Origin of the sequence: Catellatospora methionotrophica (assembly GCF_011297335.1) — a bacterium.
Lineage (GTDB): Bacteria > Actinomycetota > Actinomycetes > Mycobacteriales > Micromonosporaceae > Catellatospora > Catellatospora methionotrophica.
In genome coordinates, this window is the sequence record NZ_JAAOTJ010000003.1 from 122,736 (window position 1) to 139,629 (window position 16,894).

The following is a 16,894-nucleotide window of genomic DNA, read 5'->3' on the forward strand; positions in this document are numbered from 1 at the left end:
CACGGTCACGGCACTGATTCAGCACTTATGTGTCAGTCCATCCGCATCGATGATCCCTAGGCTCGGCGCACTCACCCGCCGCACCTGCCTAGGGGGTCTCCGTGCTGCTGGCATCCGGCGAATCGACCGCCGCGGCGCAGCGCCTGACCGCGCTGCACGCCGACCACGCCCCTGCCGTGCTGCGCCTGCTGACGGTGCTGACGCACGGCCAGCGGCAGTCGGCCGAGGACCTGCTGCAGGAGACGATGCTGCGGGCCTGGCGGCACCTGGACACGGTGCCCGCCGAGGCCGACGCCGCACGCCGGTGGCTGCTGACCGTCGCCCGGCGGCTGGTCATCGACGGCGTACGGCGCGGCGCGAACCGCCCGTCGGAGGTCCACGTCGACATGAGCTGGATTGCGGCCGGTGACGACACGACCGGCACCGCGCTGGCCTCGCATGCGATGCGGCAGGCTCTGGGCCGGTTGAGCCCGGCGCAGCGCCGCCTGCTGTGCGAGGTGTACCTGGTCGGGCGGTCGGCGCAGGAGGTCGCGGGGCGGCTGGGTATGCCGGTCGGCACGGTGAAGTCCCGGACGCACTACGCGTTGTGCGCGCTGCGCACCAGCCTCAAGGCCGCCTGAGACGCGGCCTGCCGAGCCGCGGTTCCGGCCCGAGGTCAAGTTCACAGAGCCGCCGGCCCGGCTGGTCGCGCGCGATGATCCCTGCCACGCTACGGCGATCGTGACCACCTGCACCACACGGATCGCACTCAGATGACCAGCCCACTGACCTTCGCCGTACTCGGCCCGGTGCGGGCCTGGCGCGGCGGGTCCGAAATCGACCTCGGCACCCGGCAACAGCGGCTGATCCTCGCACTGCTGCTCGCCCGTGCCGGAGGTGCGGTCAGCGTCGCGGAGTTCGTCGACCTGCTGTGGGAGTCCGACCCGCCGCCGAGCGCGGTCAACGTCGTACACCGGCACGTGGGCGTGCTGCGGCGGCGCTTCGAGCCGGGCCTGCCCACGCGGGAGCAGGGTTCGGTGCTGGTCCGCGACGGCGCGCAGTACCGGCTGCGGCTCGACGGCCGTTCGCTGGACCTGCTGCGTTTCCGGCACCTGGCCGCCCTGGCCCAGTCCGGTTCCGGTGAGCAGGCCGTGGAGCTGTACCGGCAGGCCCTGGCCCTGTGGCGTGACCGGTGCGCCGCGGGTCTGCACACCGACGGCCGTTCGCACCCGGATTTCGTCGCCGTCGACGGCGAACGGTATGCGGCAGTGCGCGCGGCAGCCGATGCGGCGCTGCGCGCCGGGTGCGTTCACGTGGTGCTGCCCGCGCTGCGGCAGGCCGCCGCAGCTGAGCCCCTCGACGAGGCGCTGCAGGCGCGGCTGCTGCTCGCGCTGGCCGCCGACGGCCGGCGGGCCGAGGCCCTGGCCGCCTTCGCCGACATAGAGCACCGGCTCGCCGACGAACTCGGCATCGTGCCAGGCCCGGAGCTGCGTGCGGCCCGCGACAGCCTACTCGGCCACGAGGCCCCGACCAGCGCGGCCGAACGCCCTGCCCAGTTGCCGGGTGACCATCCGTACTTCACGGGCCGCCGTGACGTGCTCGCCGCCGTCGAACAATTGCTGGCCGGGGAGCAGCGGCCGACGGCGCTGGTCGTCGACGGCATGCCCGGCGTCGGCAAGACCACGTTCGCGGTGCACCTGTCGCACCGGCTGGCCGACCGCTACCCCGACGGGCAGCTGCACGCCGACCTGCGCGGGTTCGACGCCACGGGTGCGGCGATGACGCCGTCGGAGGCGCTGCGCGGGTTCCTGTGGTCGCTGGGCGTGGCGCCGTCGGCGATCCCCGCGGAGCTGCACGCCCAGGCCGGCCTGTATCGCAGCATCCTGGCCGAGCGGCGGATGCTGATCCTGCTCGACAACTGCCGCGACGGTGACCAGATCCGGCACCTGCTGCCCGGCACAGGCGCGAGCCTGGTCATCGCGACGAGCCGCCGCCGGATCACCGGTGTGGCGGGCGCGCACGCGCTGCACCTGAACCTGCTGACCGACGCCGAGGCCCGGGAACTGCTGACCCGTCGGCTCGGGGACGTGGTCGCCGCCGACCCTGCCGCCGTCGGGGAGATCATCGTGCGGTGCGGGCGGTTGCCGCTGGCGCTGGCGCTGGTCGCGACCCGCAGCGTCGGCCGGCCGGGGCTGAGCCTGCCGGAGGTCGCCGGTGAGCTGGCCGGGGCCGACGGGCGGCTGGCCGGTTTCGGCGACGCGTACGCCGACCTGGAGGCGATCTTCTCCTGGTCGTATCAGGCGCTGTCGCCCGGGGCGGCGCGGCTGTTCCGGCTGCTGCCCCTGCATCCGGGCGCGGACTGGAGCCTGGACGCGGCGGCGGCGCTGGGCGGGCTGACGCCACGGGCCGCGCGGGGCCTGCTGGCCGAACTCGGCGCGCAGTTGCTGGTGCAGCCCGGTGACGGCCGGTGGCGGATGCACGACCTGCTGCGCGCCTACGCGGCTGAACTCGGTGAGGAGCACGACGGCGCGGCCGAACGTGACGCGGCCGTCGAGCGGATGTACGACTTCTACGAGCTGAGCGCGTACGCGGCGCATCTGCTGGTGCTGCCGCAGGTGCCGCTGCCGGAACCGGAGCCGTCGGTGGTCGCCGGGCGGTCGTTCACCGACCGGGACGAGGCGATGGCGTGGTTCGCCGCCGAGCAGCGGGTGCTGACCGGCATCGTCGCGCGGGCGGGGCGGCGCGGGCGGCCGGGTACGGCGTGGCGGATCGCGCTGGCGATGCAGAACTTCTTCCAGGACACGGCACAGTTCAAACAGTGGGCGGCCGTGGCGGGTATCGGCCTGGCCGCGGTAGGCGACGACCTGGTCGCGCGGGCGCTGCTGCACCGCAGCCTCGCGGGCGCGTGCTACTTCCTGGGCGATCTCGACGGCGGTCTGTCGCACCTGGACCGGGCGCGGAAGATCTTCGAACGGCTGGGGCTGCGCACCGAGCAGGGCCATGTCGAGAACAACATCGCTGAGATCCGCCTCGAGCAGGGCCGCTACGACGAAGCGATCGAGCACGCGGGAGCGGCGCAGACCCTGTTCCGGGCAGAAGGCAACGAGCGGGGTGCGACGACGGCGCTGCTGGCGATCGCGCGGGCGCAGTCCTGGATGGGCCGCCACGAGCCGGCGCTGGGCATGTTCACCCAGGCGCAGCGGCAGTTCGAGGCCCTCGGTGACCTGCACGGGGTCGGCACGACGCAGGCGTGGCTGGCGCACACGTACTCGATGATCGACGACCTGCCGCACGCGATGGCAGGGTGGCGGCAGGCGATCGGCACGTTCCGGGGCGCGGGGGCCGCTCATCACACCGCCGAGGTGCTGGTCGCGGTCGGTGACTTCCACTCCGGCCACGGTGAACCGGTCCGGGCGCGGCAGGCGTGGCGGGAGGCGCTGGCAGAGCTCGACGGCACGGACTCGCCGATCGCCCGGCAGATCCGCGACCGGCTGATCAGCCGGTGACCCGGACGCGGCGCCGGGCAGCGCCGCGTCCGGGACCGGTGCTCAGTACCGGTAGGCGCGGATCACGGTCTGCTTGACCGTGTTGCCACGGTTGTCGGTCGCCGCGGCGCGCAGCGACACGAAACCGGTGCCCGCCGGGTGGCAGATCAGCGCGGTGCCCTGCTCACCGAAGCGCAGCACCGGCAGCTTGTGCCAGGTCTTGCCGTCGTCGAACGACGCCTCGACCGTCAGTGCCTTCGTCCGGCCCGGCGCGGCTCCGACCTGACGGTCCAGCGACACCGGGATCGTGAACAGCCGGCCCGCCGCCGCCTTGTTGTCGATGTCGAGCTTCGGGCTGTACCGGATCGCGGTCAGCGGCAGTTTCACCAGTTCCCCGTCGGGCACGTGGCCGGACGTGAACGTCCACTCGGCCTGCACGACGGTCGACAGGGTGAACGCCGGGTCGCTGGTGAACGTCGCGGCAAGCCGGTAGTCGCCGGTCTGCGCGGGCACCTGCCACGTGTACGGCACCTCGGACGCGCTGCCGATCTCGACACCGTCGCGGTACAGGGTGACCTGGGCGCTGCCGCCACGTACGTGCCGGAAGCCCATGTGCCCGGTGCCGTCACCGTGCAGCGGGCCGGGTCCGCCGATCTGGTCGCCCCAGTAGCGGGTCGCGTACTGCTGACCGAAGTTCGGCTGCGGGTACACCGGCCCGGCGACCGCGTTGGCCCACTTCACGTGGTACGTACGGCCCGGCTGGTAGCCGGTCCAGTCCGACTGGTAGTAGGTGTAGCGCGTCTGCGCCGACACCGACTGCCATACCGCCTTCTTGTCGGTGTGGTAGTACTCGGTGATGGTGGCGGGCACGTCGTAGGTGAAGGTCGGCTGGATGTTGCGCTCGTCGCGGTAGACCGGCGAGTTACCGGGCGCGTGCGCGACCGCGTTGCGGGCGACCGGCACCCCGGGCACGTCCGCGCTGATCTGCGACCGGACCGTGGCGAAGTCACCGGCGCGCAGCCGGCGGGTCAGGCCGGTCATCATCTGGCCCGGCTCGTAGAAGTAGGCCCGGTACACGTACGGGCTGTTGTGCAGACCGCCGTCGGCGTCGACCTGGCCCCAGATCCCGTGCACGTAGGACACGAAACCGGGGGTCCTACCGGACCCGACCTGCGCGGTGCGGATGTGGTCGAACGGCACGTTCATCAGCGTGCCGAAGGGGTCGTTGCTGCCCCAGATCTGCGGTTGCTGCGTGCGGATCGTCCAGCCCGAGTCCGGGAAGACCAGGCTCGCCTTCGCGTTCGGCACCGACACCGTGAGCGGCTTGGCCTTGCGGGTGTCGACGGTCAGCGACTGGTCCTTGGTCAGGTCGAGGGTCGGGCGGACCAGGGACGTGATGTCGGGGGCGTTCGGGTCGCCGGTCAGCATGTACGTCTGGACCAGGTAGCGGCCCGCGCGGACCCGGTGCGTGGTGGCCGACGGGTCGTCGAGCACCAGCTGGGTCTGCCGGTCCAGGTCCATCAGGACCGTCACCCAGCCCTGCTCGGCGGTCGGCTTGCCGCCGTCGGGGCCGATCAGCTTGAGGGTCAGCTGACGGCGTACGACATCCACCGCGACCGGGGTCTGCACCTGCGTGCCGTTGCCGGTCGCGGTCACCTCACCGCCGAAGTACCGGTCGGGCAGACCGGCGCTGGCCTGCACGGTGACGGTCACCGTCGCGGTGCCGCCCGCGGGCACTGTCACGGTCGGGGCGCTGAGGCTGAACAGCCCCGCCGGGGCCGGTGCGCCGTCGGCGTCCTTGGCGTCGAAGGTCAGCGCCAGGGTCAGGGCCGAGGTGCCACTGTTGGTGTAGGTGACGGTGCGGCTCTGCGCGGCGGTGGTCCGCTCGAACGCGACGCTGACCGGGCTGGCGGTGGCGGTCTGCCCGATCGCGCGGGCGACGTCGACGAAGCCCGCGCCCTGCTCGTACACGCCGATCGCGGTGCTGGGCTGTGCGGCTGCCATCAGCGTCGACTTGATCCGGTCCGGGGTCCAGTCGGGGTGCTGCTGGGCCAGGATCGCCGCCGCGCCCGCCACGTGCGGCGTCGCCATCGACGTACCGGACAGGCTCGCGTACTGCGGATTATCGTCGTTGGCGTACAGATCGGAGGCCGCGCTACGCGCCGCGACGATCGCCACGCCAGGTCCGGTGATGTCGGGCTTGATGCCCGCGTCGCCGGTGCGCGGGCCGCGGCTGGAGAACTCGGCCAGCTCACCGGTCTTGGACACCGCGCCGACGGTCAGCGCCTCGGTGACGCTGCCGGGCGAGTTGACGGTCGACTCCCCGCCCAGGCCCGTGTTGCCGGCGGCGACGACGAACAGGATCCCGTAGCGGTGGGTCAGGTCGGCCAGGGCCGCCTCGATCGGGTCGGTCGCCGAGCTGTCCGGGCCGCCCAGGCTCATGTTGGCGACCTTGACGCCCTGCTGCGCCGCCCAGGTCATACCGGCCAGGATCGCCGACTCGGGGCAGCCGTCGATGGTGCAGACCTTCGCGCTGTACAGCGACGCGCCGGGCGCCATGCCCTTGAACCGGCCCTGCGACGCCTCTCCCCCACCGGCGATGGTCGAGGCGACGTGGGTGCCGTGGCCGACCCGGTCGAGGGCGTCGGGCTCGGCGGTGAAGTTCTCCGCGGCGGCGACCCGTCCCGCGAGGTCGGGGTGGGTCTGGTCGACGCCGGTGTCGATGACGGCGACCTTCACCCCGGTGCCGGTGAACCCGGCCTGCCAGGCCTGCGGTGCGCCGGTCAGCGGGACGCTGACGTCGAGTGTCGGCTTGCGCAGACCGTCGAGCCAGATCTTGTCGTATCCGGTGCGCAGCCGCCGCTCGGAGCCGGTCGCTGCGGTGAGGCTGTTCCAGAAGGCGACGGCGTCGGTGCGGTTCTGTGCGACGGCGCTCAGACCGGGGAGTTCACGGATGGTCCGCGCACCGGTGAGGCCACCGGTGGTGCCGTCGTGCTCGATGAGCAGCGGCAGAGTGGTACGCGAGTCGTCGTAGCCGAAGCCGACCAGCGTCGAGATGTCGAACAGGCGCTCGTCGAGCTTGCCGCGGTTGAGCAGGCCGACGGCGTCGGCGGGGATGACCCGCACGTCGTCGCCCGCGCTGTGGGTCAGGAACGCGATCCGTTCCCGGCCCTTGCCCGGCACGACGGTGACGGCGGTCTGGCCGTCGATCGTGCTGACGTGGACGGTGTCGCCGGTGAGCAGAGTGACCGTCGAGGGCTTCGACGCGACCGGGGGTGTGGTCGCCGGCTTCGGCAGCGGGGTCGGAGCCGCGGCGGCGGAGCCGCCGGGGACGACCGCCGAGACGCCGAGCACCAGCACCGCCAGCGCCGATAACTTGCGTACTGACCGCATCTTTCTCCCTTGATGAACGCGAGAGGGGTACGCGTCATCAGGACGTGGCCAGCAGGTGAAAGTTCAGACTGGTGACCTGGATCACATCATCGGATCGGCTTAGGCCCCGCGAGCTGGCACGCCCAGGGCTGACAACGAGGGCAGCTTCGCCCACCACGCGACTGCACGTCGTCATACCTGACCCAGGGCGTGGGCAGCATGCTCAGCCACGCCTAGACCCGGTCCGGGTGGGCATCCTCCAGGCGCTCGACCCGCAGGTAGCCGAGAAGCAGCTCCTGATCCCGTGGGTCGAGCGCGGCGAACGCCCGAGACGCCGCCGCCCTCGACCCGGGGGTCTCGATGCCCAGCAGGCCGATGATCGCCACCCACGCCATCGACACGAGATGGAACAACCTGTCCTCACGGAGCCGGGGATCCTCGGCAAGGTCTGCCAGCGGCTGGACGAGATGAGCGTCGGTTCTTGCCCTGCCGATAAGCTCGAGCAGCGCGGCCCGACGCAGTGTGCGCCCGCGGCCGATCAGCTCAATGATCTCGTGGTCGGAGAGCGCCTTGACAGCGGCGCGGTCGCCGCCCGGAGACTGGGCATCAGCACTCCCGCTATCCATACCACTCCTCCCGGATCTTCGCGATCGCCGCGTCCCTGATCTCGGTCAGCCTACGCACGGCATCGAGGTCACCGATCGACGTCGCATAGTCGATCTCCTTCTGGAGGGGGCGTCGCAAGACCCAGAGAACCAGGTCCCCTGACTTCGCCCAGGCGTGCACAACGTTCGGGATGGAAGCATCGGGACCAGCGACGGCAGGCTCCACTTTTGCTCGACGCGGGCGATCGCGGCAGGCAGCAGGGCCGGCCCTGCTCAGGGCCGATCCTGCCGCCGCCTGCGGCATCGTTGCAATATCAGTAATGGGTACAGTTCCCGCTGTTCATCGCAGGCCAGCACATGATGTTGCGGGTCTGCGACCCGTAACCTCCGTCGATCTTGATGGTCGCGTCGAGGTGGTCGTGCCACCACCTCTGGGCGAACCGCAGGCCGGCCTCGGTATTGGGCCCGAAGTCGTTGTCCTCGCTGAGCATGACCCAGCCGTCGAAGTATCTGAAGTTGTAGTTCAGCGCCCGCTGCAGCTGGCCGACCCCGGAGTTGTGCGAGCCGCGCAGCAGCCAGCAGTTGAAGTTGCTCGACCGGTACCCGGGAATCCACGCCGAATGCGTCCCGCCGTAGTCGTCGGGCCGGATGATCAGACCTGTGCCGTCGCACTGGGGGTTGGCCGCGTGGGCCGCCGACGGGCCGACCAACTGCACCACGGCGGACGCGAGAACGATCGCGGTGACGGTGAAAACGCGCCGAGCTCCCGACTTGAACATGCCGATTTTGCTCCTCACTCGATCCCTGGAAGTGGAATCGCCGGTGAACAGCGTCGCCATCGCCGGCGGGCGGACGGATCCGCACCGACCAACTCCGGACTGCGGCGACCGCTGGCCTGATCATCACCGCCGCACCGGGCCCGGACACCGGACAGAACCGGATCTAGAACGTACGGACGAGTAACGCTGCCCGCCGAGCAGCGATGACATGGCCCGGTGACCACGGAGCACCAGGCCATCGTCAAACGCGGCACAGCGAACGCCTACCAGCGGATAGCGCTTCATGCCACTGCCGCGCCGGACCACAGGCCACTAGATCCACAAAGATGTACCAATACGTTGACGTGCATCACTACACTGCGGCAATGGAGACGCTGACGGCCATCTTGCCACTGGCCGGTGTCGTGATCGGTGCGGTCGCGACATATCTCGTCACCACCGCGACTGAACGTAGCCGGTGGCAGCGGGCGCAGGACGTGCGCTGGGACGAGCGCAGGCTGACGGCGTACATCGCTTTCGGCGAGGCGAGTAAGCGGATATACAGCGTCGCCTTCCGGATCGCGGCCCACCACGGATTCCACAACCGCGGCGACCCACTGACGCCGGAGGACGGCCTGCCGCTGCTGTCCGCTGCGATCGCAGATCGGGCGGTCAGCTGGGAAGCGCTGCTGCTACTGGGCGGAAGTGGCGCACTCGAATCCGCACGAGAGTGGCACCGCGTGCTGCGGGTCCCCGTGTCATACGTCCGGGGCGAGGCGACCGATCCTCAGGCGTGGCAGGCTGCGGAACGTGCCGTGGACCTGGCACGGGACGCGTTCTACATGGCCGCCCGCGACGACTTGGGCGTGCCCGACTTCACGGTGTCGGCACATCTGCGCTGAGCGAACCCGGCACGCCTCACGCGAGGGCACCAGGCTTGGCGGGCGCGCGTGACGTCTCCCCCAACCAGAGGGTCAGCCGAGCGCGACTCATCGCCACATGTAGAGCGTGTCGAGCCAGAGTCGCCGACTCATCATCGGACTGGTACCCCTTGGCGGCGTCGGTGATCGCGCTACTGGGGCCCGGCAGCAGGACGTGCGCGAACTCCAGGCCCTTCGCCTTGTGCCAGGTGCCCACCTTGACCCGGTCGGTGGGGTCACCGGTATAGGCATCGAGTTCCACAACGGGGATGCCCTCCCTGCGCAGCAGGGCGGCGTATCGCCTGGCCTGCGCTCCCCGGTAGCACAACACGGCGACCTCGCCGTAGCCTCCCCCGGCCGCCAGCTCCCGGACAGCCGCGACGGCCTGGTTCTCGAGCTGGGATTCAGTCTCCTCCGACACCCGCACGACCCGCCCAGCGCCATGAGTCACCGCCAGATCCGCCGGCCGCCCCGTGACCATCGTGCCGTCGATGTCCTCCAGCCGCTGCTCCGCGATGACGTCGAGAGCCGCGTCGAGGATCGCCGGGGCGTTGCGGTAGTTGACGGTCAGAACCTCACTGCGTCCGCCGGTGATCGACAGGCCCGCGTCAGACAGCCGGTAACCGCCGGGATAGATCTTCTGGCGGCAGTCACCGATCAGAAGCAACCCGTTCGCCCCCGGTGGCGCGACAGCGGACACCAGCCGAAGCGCCGTCAAAGACAGGTCCTGCACCTCGTCGACGATGACCGCCCCGTATCCGGGCTGCGGCGGCTCCCGCCGCGCCTCCGCGAGCGCCCGCATCAGCAGATCGGCCGCATCGGCGATCCCACGGTGCACGAGACGCTGCTGGTACCGCTCGTACAGGTCCCATACCAAGTCGCGTTGACCTTCTGTGAGCCGCAGTTGCCGGCCGGGCCTCGCGCTAGCCCGGTACTGGCCACGCTCGGCGATGCCCCGGCCCTTGATGACGACATCGATCTCCTGCCGCCAGTAGACCGGCCGCGGGTCCAACGCGGCCAGGGGCGAGCCGCGCATGGCCAGCCAGGCATGGCTGAACTCGTTCTCGGCAGCCGCCGCGTCGTAGGCTACCTCGATGCCGCGCTCGGCAAGGAACCTGGCGGCCCACCCGTGCACATGCACGCAGTCGATGCGATGGGCCAGGTCCGGGCGCATCTGATGGAGCAGTCTCGCCTGCACCCGCGGCACCATGCGCACGAGGCTGGTCAGCAGCACCGGACCGGTCGTGTTCTTGGCCGCTTCGACAGCGCGCCACAGTCCCACCACCGTCTTTCCCGTGCCCGCCGGGCCGCTGATCCGGGCAGGTCCCGTGTAGGTGCGTCGCACGATCGCCAACTGGCTGGCGTGCAGGAACGTCATCCAGCGCTCCATGGGCCGGGCAGTCGCGGCCGCGACCTCGGCGTCGAGGATGTCCTGTGGTTCGAAGAGTCCTCCTGCCACCTGGGCGGCAGCCTGGACGGCGACCCGATCGGCCGGCAGGTTGCAGGGCTCGTACGCCGGATACACCTGTGCCAGGACCTCGTGCACAGCTGTCACGTCGGCCGTCGACAGACGTGACGGCAGCTCTCCGGCCAGCGTCGGGCGCAGCTCCTTCACGCCCAGCAACATCACGCCCTGGTGATTGCGGTGCACCGAATGACCAGCGAAAGCGAGCACCGGATGAACGATGTCGGCGACGATCTGCAGCCGCCGTGCCAGCGCGTGCTGCGCGGGCCGGATCATCGCCTTCACCTTCGCGATCTCGGCCTGCCGGTTGTCCAGACCCGCGCACAGCACACCGGCATGGATCTGAGGCTGGCTGGTCCACTCCTTCGCGTCGACGATGAATACGCCCGGCGGTCCGATCAGAATCATGTCCACGTTCGCCGAACGGGTTCCGGGCCAGGCACGGTCGATCATCAAGAACCATCGCTGCCGCCCGGCACCGTCCGGGCGGGTGAGTGCCATCAAGGCCGTCGCGATCTGTCGCTCGCCGAACGCGCCACGGGCGAACCGTGGCGCCAGTACGGCTTGCGCGTCCAGTTGGTCCCGCACCAGCTGCTGAGACCGGTCGGTGTCTGCGCGACGCCGACCGGTCACGACAGGCACCTGTCAACCGCGCCAACATCCCGACCACGGGGTACGTTCATCGCGCCGGCCCTCCCCAGGTACCTACATCGATCGACTGTGCCATACAGTAATCGACGCACCACGCTGTGTCAGCCCAGATCGCTAATGGTCGGCGAAAAGCACTATCGATCAGTCTGCGACACCAGGCAACCACGACACGATCGCCGAGTTCTCCGGACATGATCACATTTCCGGGGCGTCAGAAGCCGTTCACCCGCTGCTGGGCTGCCGAGAACCGCCGCTGAGGACGGGACATTCAGTCCTCATAATCAGGGTCGTCGTCCTGCTCCTCGAACTCGCCCTCCTCAGGAACATCACGCACGGCTGACTTGCCCATCGCCTCGCTGATGAGATTCAGCAGCTTCACCTGCCGATCCTCGAAGAAGGTCTCGAAGTCATCTGAGCGCAGCGCTGTCGGATGAATCAGATGCGACTCGATGATCTGGTCCATCTTGTCGCCCCGGACACCGGCTGCCGATTCCACCCTCGCCAGGTAGCTGCTCGGAGCTCGCCCACCGATCGCCCGGTTGGTGACGGAGGACAGCGCCGTCTTGTTGACGATCGACTCACGGTCGGCCCGGCTGATGTTGTTCCTGTCGCACCACGTCTTAGGAAAGATGTGGTGGATATCGACCTGAAGGTCGAGAAAGTTAGCGATATTTATCGGTTGCGGCTGGATCCAATCCAGCCCACCTTCCCGCATCAACAGCGCGTAGATGCCCTTGTAGGCCGCGCTGTTGCGCGTCCGTAGACTCCAGAGCCGGGACTCGTGGAAACTCGCGTCCGACACGGTGCCCGGCTCGGCCCTGTCGCCGCGAACCCAGTCAACGACCTGCTCCAGGTCCCTGGCGAAGCGCGTCTCGGTACTACCCCCGTAGAGCTCGCCCAGTACCCCGGACCAGAACCAGCGTCGCAGTTTGATGTCGGCGCTGTGGGTGTCCACGGCAGAACCCAGCACTGCCCTGATCGCCGCCAGCGGAATGAGCTGACTCCGGTAAGGAACATCCTTGTCAGTAAATATGTGCTGACGGGTAAGGAACGCCGAGGCCCAGATCAGACCCTCCTCAACCGCAGGCGCGTGGGTGAGGTAGTCGTCCAGCGTGAGCTTGAGGATGTCGCGGCGTTTACACGACACCCCTGGCGACTGCGCAGAGTCTTTCCCAGCCGCCAGATGGGCCTCTCGTCGCGCGTACGAGGTCAGTAGCGAGATCGTCTGCAGGAAGTCGGTGTTCTGCACAGAGCCGAGAACACGCTTCGCGGCCAGCCGCTCGTACCGCTGCCGCCAGTCGTCGTTGAGGCGAAAGTCCTGGTGCTTTCGATCTCCAGCAAACGTGGCGGTCAGCAGCTCGAATACGTTGAGCACCACTCCGCCCGTGTTCACCTTCTCAAAAACTATGCAGACCGCTTCCTTCGGCGTCGACTTCTTCAGAACGATGACAGGCACCGTGTAGCTGATGATGTTCTGCAGTACTTTCGCGTAGAAGGCATTCCAACGATGCACTCTGTCCGCGTCCCCTGCGACATACCGGCCGCCCCACTCGAAGACCTTCGCCGCGTCGAGTGCGATCCACAGCGGGAAAACGCCTTCCACACATTGCTGATCGATCGTGGAATAGTCCGCGATGGTCACCCGGCCGAAGTCTTTCCGCAATTTCAGGTCGGCAGGCACGGAGAGGATCGCCTCCTCACGATCGCCGTCCTCATCCAGCGCTCGCTCCATGTCGATGAAGTACCAACGCTGCAGTTTCTTACCGTTCGGGTCGCAGGTCTCGACAGGTTGCTGGGCCTTGAGCGACTGGAACAGGGAGGTCAGCCGCTGTTGGCCGTCGAGCAGCAGCTGCTCCGGCTCGGCCAGTGCGGCTCCATCGGCCACGCCAGCGAGAGGGCGGGGCGCCAGACGGATGTCATCGCCACCCGTCTCCAACATCATCACGACCCCGACCGGGTAGCCAAGGCTGATGGTCGCAAGCAGGCTGGCGATCCGCGGGTCGTCCCACTTCCATTCTCGCTGGAAGTCAGGCAGTTGGACCTTGCCCTGACCGACATCCTGTAGCAGCGTTCCGAGGTTAATGTCTGGGCTGTCGAACGGCATATCAAACCCCCACCACGGCGACCAAGACGACAACCCTTCCACGAGATCCAGACTGCCGCCATCGTCCGGTCATCTTTCGAGTGACACCCGGTCGAGGAAATGTATTCCTGCGCCGATTGCGGTATCGCTCTGGATAGGACAGGATCGTCCGCGGTGTTGTGCCCGCCCGGTTTACTGTGCAGAGCGGCTGTCGCCAGCCGACCGCATCCCGACAGCAGGAGAGTCGCGCATGTCGCTCGAAGACCGGCCCCGGACCCGCCGCGAGCTGCTCATCGACGGGCGCCGCGTGCGGCTCGCCGACCTGATCGAAGCAAGCTTGCTCAAGCCCGGCCAGGAGCTTTTCTACCAGCAGCGCGTGGGCATGGAGCCATTCCGGTCGGTGCTCACCGAACGCGGGCGCCTGCGACTAGATGACGGGCGGGAATTCAGCTCGCCTTCTGCGGCAGCCACGGCACTCGCCGAGGTCACCGCGGTCGCCGGGTGGTCCGCATGGCGCGTCGGGCGTGACGGCCCCTACCTCTATCGGCTTCGTCAAGAGCTCTTGAAGGAGGTAGCCGACGAGGTATCGCGGGCCGCCAGCACCGCAGAGCCCGAGGCCGACGCCGCGACCCAGCGGTTTGCCCTTTTGAACGACGCCCGCAGCGCCGCCGATTCCGGCGAGCCACGCACCCTGACCGTTCAGGAGATGCTGAAACTCTGGGGCGCAGAGGACCGGGATCGCTCCACGAGCATGCAGATCGAGTCAGACCTGGCCAACCACGGGCTGACCACCGTGCCCGACTTCCGCGCGGTAAGCCTGGACCATGTCGTACGCATCGTCGCCCCTGCCGTCGAGGCTCCCACCATTCCCGCCGCAACCTCCCTCGAGGAATCGAGTTCGCCGTCCGCTCGGCTGGCTAGCGAGGAGGTGAGTGTCGACATCGGCCTTACGCTCGGCAACCTGTTGTCCGGCACGCGGCGACTCGCCGCCGTCTCCCCTTCGGCGACGTTCGAGGAAGCCGTCACCACCATGCAACTCAATGACTACTCTCAGCTTGCGGTGCTCGCTACTCCCCGCAAACTGCACGGGGCGGTCTCGTGGAAATCGATCGCTGAGGCGAGGCACCTCAAGCCCGATGCGAAGTTCAGCGACGCCGTCGACCGCAATGTTCAAGTCTTCGGCTACGGTACCCGCCTGCTCGACGTCCTCGACGTACTACAGCGTGACGGCTTCATATTCGTCAGCGACTTCGACAACACGATCAACGGCATCATCACCACCGCCGACGTGGTACAGAAGTACGACGAGACCGCGACGCCGTTCTTCCTCATCGGCGAGGTCGATCAGGAACTCCGCCTCCTGATCCAGAACACGTTCGACGAGGAGACCGCACGGCAGGCGTGCACGGCGGCGAAGATCGGCTTCAAGACGTTTCATGAGATGACCATGGGCCAGTACCAGGCTGTCCTCGATAATCCATCGTGCTGGGCGCAACTCGGCTGGCCGCTGGATCGGAAGACCTTCATTCAGCGGTTGGACCAGATACGCCGGGTCCGCAACACTGTCATGCACTTCAATCCCGATCCCGTCAGGGCGGAGGACGTCGCCATACTGCGCAACTTCCTGAACCTGATCAGGCGATACAACGGCTGAACGGTTCCACGTAACGGAGAGGCTGGGCACGTTCATCACCAGCGGTAATTGATCTCGGGCAAAAGCCACGAGGGCGGGAGCGACATCGGTTTGGCGCACCTGTGGAGCTAGACCCGGCTCACGCGTAGTACTTGTGCGCCGTCTCCGGCGCCTCACCGGATTGCAGATACTTTGAAATGATCGCCCCGGCGACTCGCACCACCTTGAGCCGGTCAGATGACGAATCGTGGCCGGCGACCACAAACCGGGAACCGTATATGACTAGGTCACCTTGGACCACTCCGTCCTCCGCGCATGGCCTCACTGCCTGGGTCGCCGGATCGAACAGCACGAAGCCAGCGGTCACGCTGCCGCCATCAGCCTCCCAGCGGTAAAGGACGCCGCTCGGCAGCTCCGCGACTTTGAACACGCCCAGTACGAACACGCGCTGACTCCTTCATTACCCCTGGAACCCTAGACCGTCGGCTGCGGCAGCACCTTCGTTCCAGGGGTGGCCTGCCTCGATCGTGGCATTGTGGGCCTTCATGTAACTGGGATCGCCGGTCCTGGCCATGTGCTGCGACTCGTACAACTCGTGCCGAAGCAGGTTTAGGTCGGCGGGGTGCGGGGTGCCGTTGGCGAGCCGCTGCCACGCTTCGGCGATTCGCGGGTTGGGGTCGAAGCGCGCCATCTCCCCCGGCGGGAAATAGTCGAGCAGGTGCTCCTCGTGAAAGAGGTGGTTCTTGATCTGAATGACGTCGTCGGGCGTGAAGCCGTGTTCGGCGGCCGTTGCCGCCACGTCCGCCACGTCGTCGGCTGATCGGATCTCGTCGTACATCTCTGATGCCCAGCGGGCGTCCCAGTCGCCGGCGTCTCTGGGCCGCCGGACGATGCCGCCGCTCTGCAAGATGTCGAAGCCCGCGTCGCCGTCCAGGTGGGCGGATGGTGCACCGAACCGGCGCGCCATGAGGCGAGCCAGGGTCTCGACGATCTCGTCCAGCTTTCGCAGGGCAGGCGACAGGTTGCGCAAGCTGGAGGTGAGCGCCTTGATCAGCCGCATGATCCGTGCGCCCCACTTCGCGACCAGGGCTGCCACCTGTGCTTCGACGTAGGGCGTGGCGAGACCGAAGGTGCCGAGCGTCTCCGCCGTCCACAGCGGGATCCGGGCGACGAGGATCGACACCAGTTCCCCGATGAGATCTCGCACCAGCGTACGGACGAGCGTCACCAGCGATCCGGTCATCTCGACGATGACGCCCATAGCCTCTGAGGCTTTCGCCAGCCCCGCTGTCAGTTCGAACGTATCGGCGGCCTGGGCCCGGTAGGCCGCAGCGGCAGCACCGCGCCAGTCCGGAATCTCGTATCTGACGCCTCGCAGGTAATGATCGGCGATGCTGTCTTGCTCCTCGGCGACGTTTCGCCACGTCTGCGCGTTGGCTGCCACGTGATCAGGGTCTCCCACGAGCCAGTCGAGGGCGTCCGACAGTGGCTGGACATGCTCAACGACCCATCCGAACCCGGCGGTGACGAGAGCACCGACAGGATCGAGCAGCCACACCGCGCCTTCCGCGGCAGTACCGAAGCCACCCAGCGTGCTGTCGACCCACGACCCGCTCTTGACGCCGTCGACCAGCATGTCGACCGTTTCGACGATGCCGACACCGGAATACCAGGCTGTCGTGTCCACGCGCGGCGCTACGAGCGGGTTCTTGGCTTCTGGCACCGCTCAGATCTGCCTGTCGGCAGGTCGGTAACGGGCGAGCAGGTCAAGATGACCACTGACCGAGTCATCGGCCATCTGGTAGGTCGTGCGGACCGCGCGCAGCGCCTCACCCATAGTCTCCACATGCACTGCCGACATCTGCATCACAGCGATGATCCGGGCTTGGAACGGCGCAAGATTTGCGGGTATAAACGCGCACGCTTGGCCGTAGGCATCGATG

The 16,894-nt window shown here is 68.2% G+C and carries 12 protein-coding genes; 4 read left to right on the forward strand and 8 right to left on the reverse strand.

Features of this window, described 5'->3' with window-relative positions; translation table 11 throughout:
* Positions 1–101: 101 nt before the first annotated feature.
* Positions 102–620, forward strand: coding sequence for a sigma-70 family RNA polymerase sigma factor (locus tag HAV40_RS11280; protein WP_166380892.1), 519 nt, complete (start codon positions 102–104; stop codon positions 618–620).
* Positions 621–752: 132 nt separating this feature from the next.
* The gene (locus tag HAV40_RS11285) at positions 753–3,485 is read left to right on the forward strand and encodes an AfsR/SARP family transcriptional regulator (RefSeq protein WP_166380893.1); all 2,733 of its coding nucleotides are present in this window, start codon (positions 753–755) and stop codon (positions 3,483–3,485) included.
* 42 nt (positions 3,486–3,527) lie between these two features.
* On the opposite strand, the gene HAV40_RS11290 is transcribed toward HAV40_RS11285, so the two are convergent.
* The 3 genes from HAV40_RS11290 to HAV40_RS11300 form a co-directional block, all read right to left on the reverse strand.
* Positions 3,528–6,857, reverse strand: a complete 3,330-nt coding sequence (locus HAV40_RS11290) for a S8 family peptidase (protein WP_166380894.1) — start codon at positions 6,855–6,857, stop codon at positions 3,528–3,530.
* 212 nt (positions 6,858–7,069) lie between these two features.
* Positions 7,070–7,462: a hypothetical protein gene (locus HAV40_RS11295; protein ID WP_166380895.1), complete on the reverse strand. Its 393-nt coding sequence runs from the start codon at positions 7,460–7,462 to the stop codon at positions 7,070–7,072.
* Between the two features lie 293 nt (positions 7,463–7,755).
* Positions 7,756–8,280: a peptidoglycan-binding domain-containing protein gene (locus tag HAV40_RS11300; protein ID WP_166380896.1), complete on the reverse strand. Its 525-nt coding sequence runs from the start codon at positions 8,278–8,280 to the stop codon at positions 7,756–7,758.
* 305 nt (positions 8,281–8,585) lie between these two features.
* Between HAV40_RS11300 and HAV40_RS11305 the strand changes: the two genes are divergently transcribed.
* Positions 8,586–9,101 carry a hypothetical protein gene (locus HAV40_RS11305; protein ID WP_166380897.1) on the forward strand — a complete coding sequence of 172 codons (516 nt, stop codon included), beginning with the start codon at positions 8,586–8,588 and terminating at the stop codon, positions 9,099–9,101.
* A 16-nt stretch (positions 9,102–9,117) separates the two neighbouring features.
* On the opposite strand, the gene HAV40_RS11310 is transcribed toward HAV40_RS11305, so the two are convergent.
* Together HAV40_RS11310 and HAV40_RS11315 are read right to left on the reverse strand one after the other, a co-directional pair.
* On the reverse strand, positions 9,118–11,217 hold the full coding sequence (locus HAV40_RS11310) for a nuclease-related domain-containing DEAD/DEAH box helicase (RefSeq protein ID WP_166380898.1): 2,100 nt from the start codon (positions 11,215–11,217) through the stop codon (positions 9,118–9,120).
* Between the two features lie 286 nt (positions 11,218–11,503).
* Entirely contained in the window at positions 11,504–13,339 is a 1,836-nt protein-coding gene (locus tag HAV40_RS11315; protein ID WP_166380899.1) for a DUF262 domain-containing protein, read from the reverse strand.
* A gap of 229 nt (positions 13,340–13,568) precedes the next feature.
* On the opposite strand from HAV40_RS11315, the gene HAV40_RS11320 reads away from it, so the two are divergent.
* Entirely contained in the window at positions 13,569–14,972 is a 1,404-nt protein-coding gene (locus HAV40_RS11320; RefSeq protein WP_166380900.1) for a restriction system modified-DNA reader domain-containing protein, read from the forward strand.
* Between the two features lie 118 nt (positions 14,973–15,090).
* On the opposite strand, the gene HAV40_RS11325 is transcribed toward HAV40_RS11320, so the two are convergent.
* From HAV40_RS11325 to HAV40_RS11335, 3 genes are read right to left on the reverse strand one after another with little or no spacing between them, the layout of a single operon-like run.
* Positions 15,091–15,396: a hypothetical protein gene (locus tag HAV40_RS11325; protein ID WP_166380901.1), complete on the reverse strand. Its 306-nt coding sequence runs from the start codon at positions 15,394–15,396 to the stop codon at positions 15,091–15,093.
* A 15-nt stretch (positions 15,397–15,411) separates the two neighbouring features.
* Entirely contained in the window at positions 15,412–16,674 is a 1,263-nt protein-coding gene (locus HAV40_RS11330; protein WP_166380902.1) for a hypothetical protein, read from the reverse strand.
* 3 nt (positions 16,675–16,677) lie between these two features.
* Positions 16,678–16,818, reverse strand: a complete 141-nt coding sequence (locus HAV40_RS11335) for a hypothetical protein (RefSeq protein WP_166380903.1) — start codon at positions 16,816–16,818, stop codon at positions 16,678–16,680.
* Between the last annotated feature and the right edge of the window lie 76 nt (positions 16,819–16,894).